Raw genomic sequence first — 14,737 nt, forward strand, 5'->3', positions numbered from 1 at the left:
TGCGGTGCGCCCAGGGGGCGCCGTTGCCGTCGGGAAGGCAGGGCTCAGGTGGCCAGTTCCAGGGCCTCGATGCGCCTGAGCGCCTCGTCGCGTCGCGTGCCGCACAGCTCAGGGTCGTAGTCGAAACGCGCGCACACCATGGGGCGGCGCGGATCCCCGAACAGCCGGCAGAGGTTGGCGTCATCGAGCTGCACGCAGCGCACGCCCGCCGGCTTGCCGTCGGGCATGCCGGGAATCGGCGAGCTGATCGAGGGCGCGATGCAGCAGGCGCCGCACCCCGGACGGCAGCCGCCGTCCGGGGGCGCGGGGGTATCCGTCATGGCCGGGCCTCGGCGATGGCACCCTTGTCGATGCCCTCATAGGCCTGGACCCGCGTGGCCTGGCCGCTCTCCCGGGCGATGGTCCCGGCCAGCCAGGCGGCGATGTGTTCCACCGTGGTTGGCGTCGGCAGCACCGCGCAGCGGCTGCGCGGAAGCCGGAGGAAGAAGTGGCCCTGCTCGGCGCGGTAGCGGCAGGCCAGCAGGTCGCGGAAGCCCGGCGTGTCGTCGGCGACGACGTCTGCCTCGTCCACCAGGTAGCGGTCGGCCAGCCAATCGGCCCAGTGCTGCTCGAGGGCCGGAACGCGCTGCCCCTGCTGCCAGACCTCCAGGCGCGAACGATGACCATGGGCGATGCGCTGACAGTTGCCGGCATGCTGCTTCAGGCCATGGCTGTAGGTGTAGGCGGCCCCCTCGATGGCCTCCTCGCGCAGCCTCAGGCGGATGTCGCTGACCCGCGGCGGCGGTCGGCGCATCAGCTCGGCGGCCAGGTGGTCGGCCAGTCGCTCCGGGGTGATCTCGCGCCAGGGCAGCAGGCTTAGTGCCTGGCGCGGGGCACGCACCTCCAGCGGATAGGGCCGCTCGCTGCGCACGCAGAGCCCTTCCCGGCAGTCGTGGAGCTCCACCCCCGGTGCCTGGATGGGCACCAGCAGGGTGTGGTCGAGGCCGCCATCGAGCCGCGACTTGATCCAGGGCTTCACCTCGCCGAAGTCGAACAGCATGCCGTCCTCGCCGAGCTCGCCGTCGAGCTCTACATCGACCTGCCAGCTGGCACCGACCAGGCCCCGCTGCGGGCACCAGAGCGAGACGTCGAGGTGGGTGAGGCGGTTGACGAAGAGCGTCATCAGTCGATCCCCGCGATCTTGTGGGTCTGCAGCGACAGCCGCCACCGGGGATGGGCCAGGCAGTAGGCCACGGTCTCGGCCAGGGTGTCGGCAATGGCGTCGGCCGAGCCTCCGGCTGGCCCGGTAGCCATCGGCTGCAGGTAGAAATGGTCGAAGTCGAGCCGGGTGAAGCGCTCGGGCGGCGCGTCGGCTTGCGGATGGACCAGCTTCAGCTCGTCGCCTCCGGTAATGGCCAGGCGATTCTCGCCCTTGGGGCTGACGCAGAGCCAGTCAATGCCGGCGGGGGCGGGCAGGGTGCCGTTGGTCTCCACGGCGACCTCGAAGCCGCGGGCGTGCATCTCGCGGATCACTCCTTCGTCGAGCTGCAGCAGTGGCTCGCCCCCGGTGAAGACCACATAGGGGGTGGCGGCTCTCCCATTCAGGCCGTCCTGGTCGGGCCAGAGCGCGGTCAGATGCTCGGCCAGCGCCTCGGCCCTGTCGAAGCGCCCGCCGTTCTGGCCATCGGTGCCGATGAAGTCGGTGTCGCAGAAGCGACAGGCCGCCGCAGCGCGGTCCTGCTCGCGGCCGGACCAGAGGTTGCAGCCCGAGAAGCGGCAGAAGACGCTGGCGCGCCCCGCCTGGCCACCCTCGCCCTGCAGGGTGTAGAAGGCCTCCTTGACGTGATACATCAGAGGCCCCCTTCGTCATAGGCAAGGGGGTCGACGGCGCCGTTGGCAGCGAAGGCGGCCAGGCGCTCGCGGCAGCTGCCGCACCCCCCGCAGGCGAGTTCTTCACCCCGATAACAGGTCCAGGTGTCGGCGTAGTCGAGCCCCATGGCCAGCCCCTCGGCGAGGATCCGCGCCTTGCTGGCGCGCAGGTAGGGCGCATGGATCTCGACGGCCTGGAAGTTGGCGATGCCGGACACGGCGTTCATCGCCTCGACGAACTCGGGGCGGCAGTCGGGGTAGAGCACGTGGTCGCCGCCGTGGGCGCCATAGTCGACCCGTCCGGCGCCGATGTTCACCGCCTTGGCGATGGAAAGCGCAAGCAGGATCATGTTGCGATTCGGCACCACGGTGGCCGTGAGGTTGTCTTCCGCGTAGTCGCCCTCTGGCATCTCGCGGCTGGCGTCGGTCAGCGCGGAATTGTCGATCAGCCCGCGAATGGCGCGGATGTCCACCACCTGGTGGGGGACGCCGAGCGTGCGGCAGACGCGCGTGGCTACCTCGAGCTCGCGAGCGTGGCGCTGGCCGTAGTCGAAGGAGAGGGCGTGGACCTCGTTCCCCTCGCGCAGGGCGCGGTGCAGCAGGGTGTAGGAATCCATGCCGCCGGAGTAGATCACCACGGCGCCGGGGTTGGTCGCCGTGGGGGAATAAGAAAGGGTCATGAGTCGGCTCTGGTCGGAGAATTTGTCGGGCCGCTTGCGCGGCGTTCCGGGGTCCGGTCCGGAAGGGGGCATAGTCTACGTGAGCGGTGGGAGTGGAGAAAGCCTTCCCGTGGCGCAGCCGGAGCGGTCCTCGGCCCCTGGCCCTTGTCCTGCTATAATCTCGCCCCCTTCACACCATGCGCCATCGCGCGCCATCGTCCTGACAACGGTGACTCCATGAAAGCCCCCGAACTGCTCTCCCCCGCGGGAACGTTCAAGAACATGCGCTACGCCTTCGCCTACGGCGCGGACGCGGTCTATGCCGGCCAGCCGCGCTACTCGCTGCGCGTGCGCAACAACGACTTCAAGATCGACAACCTTCACCGCGGCATCGCCTACGCCCACGAGCGCGGCAAGCAGTTCTACGTGGCCTCGAACATCGCGCCGCACAACAGCAAGCTGAAGACCTACCTGCGCGACATGGAGCCGGTGATCGAGGCCGGCCCGGATGCGCTGATCATGTCCGACCCGGGCCTGATCATGATGATTCGCGAGCGCTGGCCGGAGCAGGTGATCCACCTGTCGGTGCAGTCCAACGTGGTCAATTGGGCGGCGGCCCGGTTCTGGCAGCAGCAGGGCATCAGCCGCATCATCCTGTCGCGCGAGCTGTCGCTCGCCGAGATCGCCGAAATCCGCGCCCAGTGCCCGGCGCTGGAGATCGAGACCTTCGTGCACGGCGCGCTGTGCATCGCCTACTCCGGGCGCTGTCTGCTCTCCGGCTACTTCAACCACCGCGACCCCAACCAGGGCACCTGTACCAACGCCTGTCGCTGGAAGTACAACACCGTGGCCGCCGCCCACGACGAGACCGGCGACCTGGTGCCGGCCAACTCGGCGGCCGCCCATGCCGGCAGCGGCATCTGGACGCCGGGCCAGGGCGGCGCGCAGGGTGGCCTGATCGCCTCCGGTGGCGGCAGCGCCTCGGTGGTCGAGCCGATGGAGAGCACCGCCATCGCCGGCGGGGTGGAGGGCCAGGATGAACTCTCGGCGCTGATCGAGGACCGCACCCGCCCGGGCGAGATGATGCCGGTGTTCGAGGACGAGCACGGCACCTACATCATGAACTCCAAGGACTTGCGCGCCGTGCAGCATGTGCCGCGCCTCACCGAGATGGGCGTCACCTCGCTGAAGATCGAGGGGCGCACCAAGTCCCACTACTATGTGGCACGCACCGCCCAGGTCTATCGTCGGGCCATCGACGACGCCGTGGCCGGGCGCCCCTTCGACATGCGCCTGATGGATGAGCTCGATAACCTGGCCAACCGTGGCTATACGGAGGGCTTCTACCGCCGCCACGTCCACGACGAGTACCAGAACTACGAGCAGGGCAACTCGGTGGGTGTGCACCAGCAGTTCGTCGGCGAGGTGATCGGCTACGACCCGGACCGCGGCGTGCTCGAGGTCGACGTCAAGAACCGCTTCGAGGTGAAGGACTCCATGGAGCTGATGCTGCCCGGCGGCAACCGCCGCTTCGTGCTCGAGCATATCGAGAACCGCCGCGGGGAATCCGTGGGTGCCGCCCCGGGCTCGGGCCATGTGGTGCGTATTCCGGTGCCCGGGGAGGCGATCGCCCCGGAGCGGATCGAGTTCGCGCTGCTGATGCGCGATCTCTGAGCCGGGCGGCGGCTGGACATCCACGGCCACCGGCGACATGGTAGGCATCGATTGTTCGTCGAACAGGGAGCGGCATGGCCACCATCGAACACAGCGCGATTCTCAAGGCATCCCCCGAGCGGGTCTTTGCCCTGCTCGAGCGGGTCGAGGACTTTGCCGACTACTCCGACCTGATCCAGGCCATCGAGCCGCTGGGGGAGGACCGCTATCGCTGGCATGTCCATGCGGTGGGCATGGACTGGACCTTCGACGTGGCGATCACCGAGGCGCGAGCTCCGGAGGTGCTGGCCTGGGAATCGCTGGACGGGGTGCACAATCGGGGCTGCTATCGCCTCACGCCCGTGGCGGGGGGCACCGAGGTGGCCCTGACCCTGACCTACGCCATTCGCAATCGCCTGCTGGAGAAGGCCGTCAACCGCGCGGCGCGGCCGCTGGTCGGCAAGGTCAGCCGGCAGATCCTGGAGCGGGTCGAGGCGCGGCTATGAATCCAGCGGCAGTGATCGATAAAATCAATTAGCGGCCTATCTTACTGCCGCCCGGCGGCAGCGCTATGCTGGGGTAAACAGGCCGTGGGCCTGTGCGAGGATCTCCCCATGATCAATGGACTGCTCTGGTGTCTTGCCGTCCTGGCGGGACAGCTCTGGCTGCTGCACCTGGTGGATCGACGCGTGGCGTCCATGTCACGCCTGCCGCCGGAAGATCTCACTCCCCCCGATGATCCCCTGGGCGGGGCCTCCCCGCCTGCCTGACGGTCACCGCCGACTCAGCCCTTGCGCAGCGAGGTGTTGAGATGGTCGACCACCTCGGCCCAGTCGGCGTCTTCCTCCAGGGCCTCGCGCAGGAACTCCGCCTGGCCTTCGTTCCAGCAGGGTGCATCGGGCAGGGCGACGTCTTCGGGAATGGGGGCATGGCGATCGATGAAGCGCTTGATGGCCGCCGGATCAGAGGCGAGGCCGAGCTGCTCGAAGAGTTCGGTGAAGGGGTGGTCGGGGTGTTCCATGGCGTGACTCCTGCTGTCCTGTCGGGATACCCCCACCTTAGCGACTTCCGGGGTGTCGTGCTTGACGCCCGTCAACGCTGCCGTCGACGCCTCATCGCTCGCCGACGAGGGGGGTGAGAAATCGCCGTCGCCGTTCGCTTTCCGGGAGCGGCAGGGCCAGCAGGTGGACCAGCTTGGTGAAGGTGGCCTCCGGGGTCATGTCATCCGCCGAGAGCACCCCCGCATCGGCCAGGCCCTGTCCCGCGGCGTAGCCGCCGAAGGCCACCGGGCCATGGGGACACTGGCTGAGGGCCGCCAGCAGCTTGCCCTCGCCGCTCGCCCGGGCAAGCGCACCGGCCAGCGCCGGGTCGTCGGGCAGGTTGCCGCCGCCCCATACCTCCAGCATGGCGCCCTTGACCCGGTCGTCGCACAACCAGGCCTCCAGTTGCCAGGCCTGGATGCCCGGCCAGAGGGCCAGGCGAACGACACCCCCTTCAGTGATCGCCGAATAGTCGGCCAGCTCGAAGCGCGGGGCGCCACGCTGGTGATCCGCCAGGCCGCGCCCCGGGTAGAGCACGACCTCGTCGTCGACTCGCTCGCCGAGCAGCGGCTGGTTGGGGCTGGTGAAGGCGTCGGCCTCCCGTGTGCACCACTTGCGGGTACGGCAGCCTCTCAGCAGGCGCCCGGCGAAGCAGATCGCCACCTCCTGCAGGCGCGGGGTGACCGCGAAGCGCAGGGCGTCCTCGACGTTGGCCGCGGCATCGCTGTCCTCGGCCTCCAGGGGGTGCATGGCCCCGGTGAGGATCACCGGGCGATCCAGCCCCGCCAGCTGGAAGGCCAGGCTCGAGGCCGTCCAGGCCAGGGTGTCGGTGCCGTGGAGGATGACGATGCCGGCATGCTGCCGGCAGTGCCGCGCCACCAGGGCGGCGAGCCGCTGCCAGTCCTCGGCGGTGGCACCGCTGGAATCGATGGGGCGGTCGGTCTCGAGCACCTCGAAGGCCGGCAGGCTCGCCTGGCGGCCCGGGGGCAGGGTGGCCAGGGCGCGCCGCAGGCGCTCCTCGATGTGGCCGCCCGGGGCCAGGCCGCGGTCGGTCTCGACCATGCCCAGGGTGCCGCCGGTGTAGATCACCAGCACGGGGGAGTCTGCGGAAACCGGGTCGGGCATGGGGGCTCCTGTCGAAGGGGAGGGGCATCTAGATATGAGCGCAGACCGAGACAAGAGGTGCGTCCGGCCTAGCCGTCGGGCGTCCCTCAACCTGCTTGCTGCGAGTCTAGCGGGTGACCAGGCTTCCCGCGTCGTCGACCTCCAGGCGGCGGTTGCGGCCGGCGAGCAGGGCGAAACCCATGCTGACGGCGATGATGCCCAGCAGGACCCGGGTCAGGGTCGCCAGCCCCACCTCGAACTGCAGCATCACGCCGACCGCCAGCGGTCCCATGGCGGCCAGGGTGTAGCCGCCCCCCTGGACCAGCCCCGAGAGCTTGCCGGCCAGGCGTGAGGTGGCGGTTCGCAGCACGATCAGGGTGAGGGCGAGGCTGAAGCCGCCGCCCTGGCCGAGCCCCAGCAGCACCACGCCGGGCCAGCGCCAGATCGCCGGGGCCTGCAGCAGCAGCCAGAAGCCGGCGGCGACCATGCCCAGCACGATCAGCAGGGCAGGCCGCTGGTCGCTGCCCAGTCGTGCCAGCCAGGGTGCCGAGAGGGCCGAGACCAGCTGCACCATCACCGAGGCGCCCATCATCCAGCCGGCCTCGACCTCGCTGTAGCCGCGGGCCACCAGCAGGGTGGGCAGCCAGCCGAAGACGATGTAGGCCAGCGACGACTGGCTGCCCATGAACAGCATCACCTGCCAGGCCAGCGGCTGGCTCAGCAGCTCCCGGGTTGAGCCGCCGCCCCCGGGCAGGGCCGTGGCGGCGTCATGGCGCGGCATCAGTACCTGCCAGGCCACCAGGGCCACCAGTGCCAGCAGGGCCCAGCTGGCCAGCCCTGCCGGCCAGCCCCCCAGGGCATCGGCCAGGGGAATGCTCAGCCCCGCGCCCAGGGCGCCGCCGAGGCAGAGGGCCATGGTGTAGACACCGGTCATCAGGTCGGCCCCGGCAGGCAGCTCGCGCTTGACCAGGGCCGGCAGCAGGGTGCCGCCCACGCCGATTGCGGCGCCGACCATCAGGGTGCCGGCGAACAGCGCGACGACGGCCGGCACGCCGCGCAGCAGCAGGCCGCCGGCCAGCAACAGCAGGGCGGCGGACAGAGTGTTCTCGGGGCCGAAGCGCTTGGCCAGCCAGGGGGCCAGCGGAGCGAAGATCCCCAGGCAGAGCACCGGCAGGGTGGTCAGGGCACCGATGGCCAGTGCCGAGAGCCCGGTCTCCTGCTGGATGCGGGTGAGCACCGGGGCCAGGGTGGAGAGGGCGGGGCGCAGGTTGAGCCCCACCAGCACCATCAGGCCGATGAACAGCGCCAGTGGGCCGGCGCGGGTCGGCTGAGCCTCAGTGCCGTTCGTCATGTTGCGCTGCGCTCACTACATGTGGCGACGCAGGTCGCCTCGCACCGCGTCGAGCAGGGTGATGAATCGGGTGTCGTGGTCGCCGTCGATGCGATCGACCCGCACCACGCTGCTCATGCCGCGGTCGATGTTCAGCTGGTCGAAGATCTCCAGGGTGACCTTCTCGGCCGGCTGGGTGCCGGGCTCGATGCGGCCCTCCTCGAGGGTGAAGGTGGTCAGTAGGGTGGCACGCACGCGCGTCGAGCCGCCCTCCGCCAGCACCCGGCGCACGAACAGCCAGCCCTCGCAGGCCAGTGCGGTGTCGCCGTGGTCACGCAGGAAGAGGGTGCGATAACTGGCACCCTCGCTGGCGCCCTTGGCGGCCATGCTGCGGTAGGCCTCGGTCATGCGGGTTGCCGAGACCTTCGACTCCTCGAGTCGCTGGCGAGCGCCGTGGTGTTCACGGTCCAGCCGGGCCTGCTGCTGAAAGGTCAGCCAGCGCCGGTAGCAGGTGACGAGATTCTTTTCATCCATGGAAGCGTTGTGCCTTGGACGGTGGAACAGGCAAGGGGGTGGCGGGCTACATTCGCACATTCCGATGCAGCCCGCCAGTCATGCGTCTCAGGCCTGGCGTGAGCCGGAGCCGCCGCCGCGACGACGGCGCGGGGCACGGGCCTCGTCGCCACTGCGGCGCTGGCCCGCGGCCTGGCCCTGGCGTCGCTGGCCCTGGCCGCCGTTGCGGCCACCGCCGCCGGCACGCTTGCCGCGGCCGTTCTCGATGGGCTCCGGCTTGGCGTTGGGGTCCGGCTCGAAGCCCGGCTCGATGCGCTTCTCCAGGTCGCGCTTGATCAGCCGCTCGATGCCCTTGAGCAGGCCGTGCTCGTCGACGCAGACCAGCGAGACCGCCTTGCCTTCGCTGCCGGCGCGGCCGGTGCGGCCGATGCGGTGGACATAGTCCTCCGCCACGTTGGGCAGCTCGAAGTTGACCACGTGGGGCAGCTCCTCGATGTCGAGGCCGCGGGCCGCGATGTCGGTGGCCACCAGCACCTGCAGGTCACCGGTCTTGAAGGCGGCCAGTGCCTTGGTGCGCGCCGACTGGCTCTTGTTGCCATGGATCGCCATGGCCGGGATGTCCTGCTTTGAGAGCTGCTCGGCGAGGCGGTTGGCGCCGTGCTTGGTGCGGGTGAAGACCAGCACCTGCTGCCAGTCGTGCCGGGTGATCAGGTGGGCCAGCAGCTCGCGCTTCTTCTCGCGGTCGACGCGGTAGATCGCCTGGTCGACGAGCTCGGCGGTGGTGTTGCGGCGGGCGACCTCGATCATGGCCGGATCGTCGAGCAGCTTGTTCGCCAGCGCCTGGATCTCGTTGGAGAAGGTCGCCGAGAACAGCAGGTTCTGGCGCTTCTCGGGTAGCACCCGCAGGATCTTCTTGATGTCGTGGATGAAGCCCATGTCGAGCATGCGGTCGGCCTCGTCGAGCACCAGGATTTCGACCCTCGACAGGTCCACGTGCTTCTGCTGCTGAAGGTCCAGCAGGCGGCCGGGGGTAGCGACCAGCACGTCGAGGCCGCCACGGATGGCGTCCACCTGGGGCTGCTGGCCGACGCCGCCGAAGATCACGTGGCTCTTCAGGGTCAGGTGGCGGCCGTAGTCGGCGACGCTCTCGCCGACCTGGGCGGCGAGCTCGCGGGTCGGGGTCAGCACCAGGGCACGCACTTGGCGCTTGGCCGGGCGCGGGCCGTCGGCCAGGCGCTGCAGCATCGGCAGGGTGAAGCCGGCGGTCTTGCCGGTGCCGGTCTGGGCACTGGCCAGCAGGTCACCGCCCTTGAGGACGGCGGGAATCGCCTTGAGCTGGATCGGGGTCGGGGTGGTGTAGCCCTGTGCCTCGACGGCACGCAGCAGTTCGGCACGCAGGCCGAGGTCGGAAAAGGTCATGCGGTCTCCGCAGAGACGCCTCAGTCGCGCCGCGTCGATATGTGACGTGGTCAGTCCCGGGCCGAGGCGTGTAAAAGGAATCTGGCGCGGCAGGAGGGACCAGCGATCGCCGCGTGCGGGCAGTATGCCATAGTGCGTGGCTCAGCGCAGCCGTTTGATTTCCGCGGCGATCTGGTCGGCCACCCGATCCCAGCCCCGGCCCAGGGCGCGCACCAGGGCGGGGTAGCCGTCCTGCGCCAGCTCGACCTCCACCGCGAAGGGGGCCATGGCCAGCAGTTCGCCGCCGTCGTCGCGCAGTTGCCACTGGCCCCCGGCCACGGCCTGGCCGTCGAAGCGCCCATGGAAGCGGTCCACCTCCAGGCGCAGGACGTTGGCGGCGCTGCGACGGCTGTCGGCATCGTCCTGCATGACGCGGGTGTCGGGCAGGCGAGCGGCCAGGCGAGCGCGCAGGCCGCGCTCGAGCTGCAGGCCGAGCGGCTCCGCCCACTGGTGGTGGTTGGCCTCGTTGAGGGTGATGTCGTCGAGCTGCAGCACCAGGCCGTCGACGTCGAGGAAGCGGGCCAGTCGGGGCTGGCCGACGACCAGCCGATGCGTGGCATCTGCCCCGGCGATGCGTGGCGGGTCACCGCTGGCGTCCCCGGGCAGGGTGTACTGGCTCGGCGCCGGCCCGCTGGCGGCACAGCCGGCCAGCCACAGTGACAGGCCGGCGGCGATCAGGGCCTTGATGGGCGTCATGGTGAGCTCCCTTGGGGTTGGCGTTGCGGTGCCCTGGGCAGCGGGTCTTCGCCGTCCAGGCTGTCGAAGAGCAGGGCGCGGGGGTTGTCACGCAGGGTGCGCGCGGTGGGCTGCAGGTCGCGCAGCAGACGCTCGAGCTGCTGCAGGGTCCCGGTGAAGTCGCCGTAGGCGGCGGAATCCGGCGAGACGCCCTCGAGGGTGGCGCGCAGCTCCTCAAGGGTCTGGTTGAGGTTGCCGGGGAGCGCACGGGTGCCGGGGGCGTCGACCAGGGTGCGCACGCTGGCGGTGAGCTCGCGGACCTCGACGAGCATCGCCTCGGAGGTCGCCAGGTTGCTGTCGAGTCCCTCCAGCAGCGGTTCGAGCTCCAGGCCGTTGAGCTTGTCGAGCAGTGCGGTCACCTGGGCCTCGATCTGGGCGAAGCCGCTCGAGGTGGTGGGGAAGACGCTGCGCTCGGCGAAGGTCTCCGCGACATAGTCGCCGGCCTGGTCGCGCTGGAAGTTGAGGTCGACGAACAGCGCGCCGGTGAGCAGGCTGCCGCTCTTCAGCGAGGCCTTGAGCCCCAGCCCGAAGAGGCGCTCGAAGCGCGTGCGCCACTCCTCGAGGTCGAGTTCCTGGGAGTCGATGCCCAGGCGCTGGGGCTCGATGCGGATCAGCACCGGGATGGCGAAGTTCGAGCGGGAGTCCGGCTGGGGGGCGGTGAAGTTCCAGGGCACCGCCGCTACCGTGCCGATGCGCACGCCGCGGAACTCCACCGGGGCGCCCCGCGAGAGGCCGCGCACCGTGTCCTCCACCAGCAGCACGTATTCCAGGTAGCGATTGAAGGTCCCCTGGCGGGCGCTCTCCTCGTCGGGGTAGAGGCTGAAGGTAGCGTCGGCCTCCACCGCCATGCCGCGGGGCAGGTCCTCCGGCACGCCGAAGGTCACGCCGCCGCCGAGCAGCGTCTCCAGGGAGTCGATGTTGACCCGGAAGCCCTCGGAGTCCAGGCGCAGGTCGAAACCGCTGGCCGACCAGAAGCGGGTGCTGTCGGTCACCAGGTCGTGGTAGGGGCTCTCGATGAAGATGCGGTGGTGCATGCGTTGGGTCGCGGCATCGAAGCGGGCCTCCTCGACCCGGCCGACGATGAGGCCCTGGTAGGTGACCGGGTCGCCCACGTTCAGCGAGTTGCCCAGCTGGCTGACCAGGTTGATGCGCAGCCCCTCCGCCCCGGCCGGCGAGACCGGCGGCTGGTCGCTGACCTCGAACTCCCGCGTGTCGATCTCGCTCTGGCCCGGCTCGAGCTGGATGTAGGCGCCGGAAAGCACGGTGCCCAGGCCGCTGATGCCCTCGCGGCCGATGCGTGGCTTGACCACCCAGAAACGGCTGTCCTCGACCAGCATGGCGTCGGTGTCGGGGCTCATGCGCGCGGTGATCACCGCCCGGGAGAGGTCATCCGAGAGATGGACCCGCTCGACCCGTCCGACCTCGACGTTGCGGGTCTTGATCAGGGTGCTGCCCGCCTCGATGCCCTCGGCGCTGTCCATGACCAGGGTGATCTGCGGGCCGCGACTGCGGTAGTTGTCGTAGACCAGCCAGGCGCCGATCAGGAGCGCCACCAGGGGCACGATCCAGATCGGCGAGAGCCGGGCCTGGGGCGTGGCACGGGCGCGGTGGCTGTCCCGGTCGGGCGCATCGGGGGTCTCGGTCATCGCGGGCTTCCTTGTGCGGGGCGGGACTCACGCGGCAGGGGCGTGTCCCAGAGCAGTCTCGGGTCGAAGGTCATGGCGGCGAGCATGGTACTGACCACCACGGCCCCGAAGGCCAGGGCGGCGGGGCCCGGGGTGATCGACATCAGCGCACCGGCGCGGATCAGCGCCACCAGGATCGCCACCACGAAGACATCGACCATCGACCAGCGGCCGATGAACTCGGTGAGACGGTAGAGGCGGGTGCGGGTCGCGGCATTGAGCTCATCGCTGCGCTTGACCACCAGGCACAGCCAGGCCAAGGCCACCAGCTTGCCCACCGGCACGATCACGCTGGCCACGAAGATCACCACGGCCACCGGCCAGGAACCCATCTGGATCAGCTCCACGACCCCGCCGATGATGGTGGAGGGGCTGGCATGCCCCAGGCTGGTGGTGGTCATGATCGGGTAGAGGTTGGCCGGCAGGTACATCACCGTGGCGGCGGCCAGCAGCGCCCAGGTGCGCTGCAGGCTGTGGGGCAGGCGCGCATGCAGGCCCTCGCCGCAGCGTCGGCAGCGCCCGTGACCGTCGCTCTCCAGGCGGTTGACCAGCCCGCAGGTGGCGCAGCCGGCCAGGCCCTGGGGGGCGGCGGGTTCGCCGGTGCGTGCACCCGTCGGGGCGAGGGGCTCACCGGCCAGCGAGAACCACAGCCAGTCGGCGTCCAGCGACTGGGTGGTGGCCAGCAGCAGCAGGGCGAAGGCACAGAAGGCCCAGAAGGAGGTGCCCAGCTCGATTTCGGCCATGCCGGCGATCTTGATCAGGCTCACCAGGGCGCCGACGATGAAGACGTCGGCCATCATCCAGGGGTGCAGGTGGGACAGCGAACGGGCGATGCTGCGGCTGGCCGCCAGCGGGACCTGGCGCAGCAGGCCGAGCTGCAGCCAGACCACCCCGGCGAGGTAGACGGCGGGCAGCACGGCGATGGTCAGCAGCACGGCGATGGCCACCAGCGGCTGGTCGAAGCCGATCAGGGTGGTGGCGGTCTGGGAGAGCTCGATGCGGTTGCCGATGCCGCCGACGCTGAAGCTGACGAAGGGAAAGGAGACCGCCAGTGCCAGCGCTACCAGGGCGGCCAGGGCCAGCGCCATGCTGCGCTGGGCCGGGCGGTGATGGCGGCTGGCCAGGGTATGGCCGCAGCGCGGACAGTCGGCCTTCTCACCGGGGTGCAGCGGCGGCAGCGCCACCAGCCAGTCGCACTCGTGACAGGCCCGCAAGCGCCGCCGCGAGGTGCGCGTCTCCGGTGGCGAGCGATCCACCAGCGGTTCTCCCCGGGGCAGGGCGGGGGCGCGAAAGGCGAGCCTGGGCACCGCGATGGGGTCTCCTCATGACGGCAATATCAGAAAAGCCAGTGTGGCACGTTGACGCAAGCGACACCATATACAAACATGCGGGCCTGAATGTTCCCGAGGAGACGACATGTTACTTCCCGCCGTGGCAGTGTTGGCAGGCCTGGTCCTGCTGGTGTGGAGCGCCGAGCGCTTCGTCGACGGGGCGGCGGCGACCTCCGCCCGGTTGGGGCTGTCGCCGCTGCTGATCGGCATGCTGGTGATCGGCTTCGGCACCTCGGCCCCTGAGCTGGTGGTCTCCGCCCTGGCGGCCGGGCAGGGCAACCCCGGTCTGGCGCTGGGCAACGCCTATGGCTCCAACATCGCCAACATCGGCCTGATCCTGGGCCTGGTGGCGCTGATCTCGCCACTGGCGGTGCACTCCGGGGTGGTGCGTCGCGAGCTGCCGGTGCTGGGTGGCGTGACCCTGCTCTCCGCCCTGCTGCTGTGGGGCGGCGTGATCAGTCGCCTCGAGGCCATCCTTCTGCTGGTGCTGCTGGCCGCCTTCATCGGCGTCTCCATCTATCTGGGGCTGCGCGATGGCAGCGATCCCCTCTCCGGCGATACCGAGGAGAGCCTGGCGGTGCACCCCATGTCGCTGAAGACCGGCCTGGCGTGGACGGGTATCGGCCTCGTACTGTTGGTGGTCAGCTCGCGCATCCTGGTGTGGGGCGCGGTGGCCATCGCCGAGGGCTTCGGCGTCAGCGACCTGGTGATCGGGCTGACCGTGGTGGCGGTGGGCACCTCGCTGCCAGAGCTGGCCTCCTCGATCAGTGCCCTGCGTCGCCGCGAGCATGACCTGGTGCTGGGCAACGTGGTCGGCTCCAACCTCTTCAACACCCTGGGCGTGGTGGGCCTGGCCGGGGTGATCGCGCCCATCGAGGCCGGTCGCGAGGTGCTGCTGCGCGACTGGAGCCTGATGATGGCGATGACGGTGATCATGGCGGTCTTCGCCATGGGCTGGCGGGGCCGCGAGGGCCGCATCAACCGGGCCGAGGGCGCCGCCCTGCTGGCCATGTTCCTCGGCTATACCGCCTACATGGTCAGCATGGTCATCCGGGGCGGCATGGCGGGGTGAGCCCGGCGCGAAAGTGTGCCCCCTCTGCGACACTGCGACACAGGATGTCGGTCCAACTTTCCTGCCGTTACCGGGTCATTAAGAGTAGGATTATGAAAAGTACAGAATAAGTTTAAGCCTAAAAGTTCTTGCCGGCGCATTTCCTATGCGCGAATCGATGATCTGGCGGGCAAGCTTATACTGTCACTGGTGTCCAGGTGGAATGCGTCACGGCAGGCCCGAGAGGGGCCGGCCGAAGGCACAACACGCACCGGAGCGTGCACCCGCATCCCTTGCGACGTATCTGAGTCCATCGCTGTCATGAGGCTT

General features: G+C 69.7%; 16 protein-coding genes. 4 read left to right on the forward strand and 12 right to left on the reverse strand.

Annotated features, from left to right (window positions below; all coding sequences use genetic code 11):
- Positions 1-44: 44 nt before the first annotated feature.
- Genes M8009_RS01165 through queC form a run of 4 tightly spaced genes read right to left on the reverse strand, consistent with a single transcriptional unit; the run spans position 45 to position 2,528 of the window.
- On the reverse strand, positions 45-320 hold the full coding sequence (locus tag M8009_RS01165; protein ID WP_250058934.1) for a YkgJ family cysteine cluster protein: 276 nt from the start codon (positions 318-320) through the stop codon (positions 45-47).
- A complete protein-coding gene (locus M8009_RS01170; RefSeq protein ID WP_250058935.1) occupies positions 317-1,162 on the reverse strand; it encodes a 6-carboxytetrahydropterin synthase in 846 nt (281 codons plus the stop codon). The genes M8009_RS01165 and M8009_RS01170 overlap by 4 nt, the downstream gene beginning before the upstream one ends.
- Positions 1,162-1,830 carry a 7-carboxy-7-deazaguanine synthase gene (gene queE / locus M8009_RS01175; RefSeq protein ID WP_250058936.1) on the reverse strand — a complete coding sequence of 223 codons (669 nt, stop codon included), beginning with the start codon at positions 1,828-1,830 and terminating at the stop codon, positions 1,162-1,164. Before queE ends, M8009_RS01170 begins: the two co-directional genes overlap by 1 nt.
- Positions 1,830-2,528 carry a 7-cyano-7-deazaguanine synthase QueC gene (gene queC, locus M8009_RS01180; RefSeq protein ID WP_250058937.1) on the reverse strand — a complete coding sequence of 233 codons (699 nt, stop codon included), beginning with the start codon at positions 2,526-2,528 and terminating at the stop codon, positions 1,830-1,832. The genes queE and queC overlap by 1 nt, the downstream gene beginning before the upstream one ends.
- Before the next feature lie 216 nt (positions 2,529-2,744).
- Between queC and trhP the strand changes: the two genes are divergently transcribed.
- The 3 genes from trhP (at position 2,745) to M8009_RS01195 (ending at position 4,930) form a co-directional block, all read left to right on the forward strand.
- Positions 2,745-4,181 carry a prephenate-dependent tRNA uridine(34) hydroxylase TrhP gene (trhP, locus tag M8009_RS01185; protein ID WP_250058938.1) on the forward strand — a complete coding sequence of 479 codons (1,437 nt, stop codon included), beginning with the start codon at positions 2,745-2,747 and terminating at the stop codon, positions 4,179-4,181.
- 74 nt (positions 4,182-4,255) lie between these two features.
- Complete coding sequence (locus tag M8009_RS01190) at positions 4,256-4,666, forward strand: SRPBCC family protein (RefSeq protein ID WP_250058939.1); 411 nt, start codon at positions 4,256-4,258, stop codon at positions 4,664-4,666.
- A gap of 108 nt (positions 4,667-4,774) precedes the next feature.
- Positions 4,775-4,930 carry a hypothetical protein gene (locus tag M8009_RS01195; protein ID WP_250058940.1) on the forward strand — a complete coding sequence of 52 codons (156 nt, stop codon included), beginning with the start codon at positions 4,775-4,777 and terminating at the stop codon, positions 4,928-4,930.
- A 14-nt stretch (positions 4,931-4,944) separates the two neighbouring features.
- Here M8009_RS01195 and M8009_RS01200 read toward each other — a convergent pair whose 3' ends face one another.
- The 8 genes from M8009_RS01200 to M8009_RS01235 all read right to left on the reverse strand — a co-directional run bounded on the left by M8009_RS01200 (position 4,945) and on the right by M8009_RS01235 (position 13,332).
- Entirely contained in the window at positions 4,945-5,181 is a 237-nt protein-coding gene (locus M8009_RS01200) for a DUF2789 domain-containing protein (protein WP_250058941.1), read from the reverse strand.
- A 91-nt stretch (positions 5,182-5,272) separates the two neighbouring features.
- Positions 5,273-6,325, reverse strand: coding sequence for an asparaginase (locus tag M8009_RS01205; protein ID WP_250058942.1), 1,053 nt, complete (start codon positions 6,323-6,325; stop codon positions 5,273-5,275).
- Positions 6,326-6,431: 106 nt separating this feature from the next.
- Positions 6,432-7,655, reverse strand: coding sequence for an MFS transporter (locus tag M8009_RS01210; protein WP_250058943.1), 1,224 nt, complete (start codon positions 7,653-7,655; stop codon positions 6,432-6,434).
- A gap of 15 nt (positions 7,656-7,670) precedes the next feature.
- Positions 7,671-8,168 (reverse strand): hypothetical protein, encoded by a 498-nt coding sequence (locus tag M8009_RS01215; RefSeq protein ID WP_250058944.1) that lies wholly within the window; start codon positions 8,166-8,168, stop codon positions 7,671-7,673.
- A gap of 87 nt (positions 8,169-8,255) precedes the next feature.
- Positions 8,256-9,566, reverse strand: a complete 1,311-nt coding sequence (locus M8009_RS01220; RefSeq protein WP_250058945.1) for a DEAD/DEAH box helicase — start codon at positions 9,564-9,566, stop codon at positions 8,256-8,258.
- Between the two features lie 141 nt (positions 9,567-9,707).
- Complete coding sequence (locus M8009_RS01225; protein WP_250058946.1) at positions 9,708-10,301, reverse strand: PqiC family protein; 594 nt, start codon at positions 10,299-10,301, stop codon at positions 9,708-9,710.
- Complete coding sequence (pqiB, locus tag M8009_RS01230) at positions 10,298-11,986, reverse strand: intermembrane transport protein PqiB (protein ID WP_250058947.1); 1,689 nt, start codon at positions 11,984-11,986, stop codon at positions 10,298-10,300. Before pqiB ends, M8009_RS01225 begins: the two co-directional genes overlap by 4 nt.
- Positions 11,983-13,332 carry a PqiA/YebS family transporter subunit gene (locus tag M8009_RS01235; protein WP_250058948.1) on the reverse strand — a complete coding sequence of 450 codons (1,350 nt, stop codon included), beginning with the start codon at positions 13,330-13,332 and terminating at the stop codon, positions 11,983-11,985. Before M8009_RS01235 ends, pqiB begins: the two co-directional genes overlap by 4 nt.
- Positions 13,333-13,441: 109 nt before the next feature.
- Between M8009_RS01235 and M8009_RS01240 the strand changes: the two genes are divergently transcribed.
- Positions 13,442-14,428: a calcium/sodium antiporter gene (locus M8009_RS01240; RefSeq protein WP_250058949.1), complete on the forward strand. Its 987-nt coding sequence runs from the start codon at positions 13,442-13,444 to the stop codon at positions 14,426-14,428.
- The last annotated feature ends 309 nt before the right edge of the window (positions 14,429-14,737 follow it).

It is taken from the genome of Halomonas gemina (assembly GCF_023554995.1).
GTDB lineage: Bacteria > Pseudomonadota > Gammaproteobacteria > Pseudomonadales > Halomonadaceae > Halomonas > Halomonas gemina.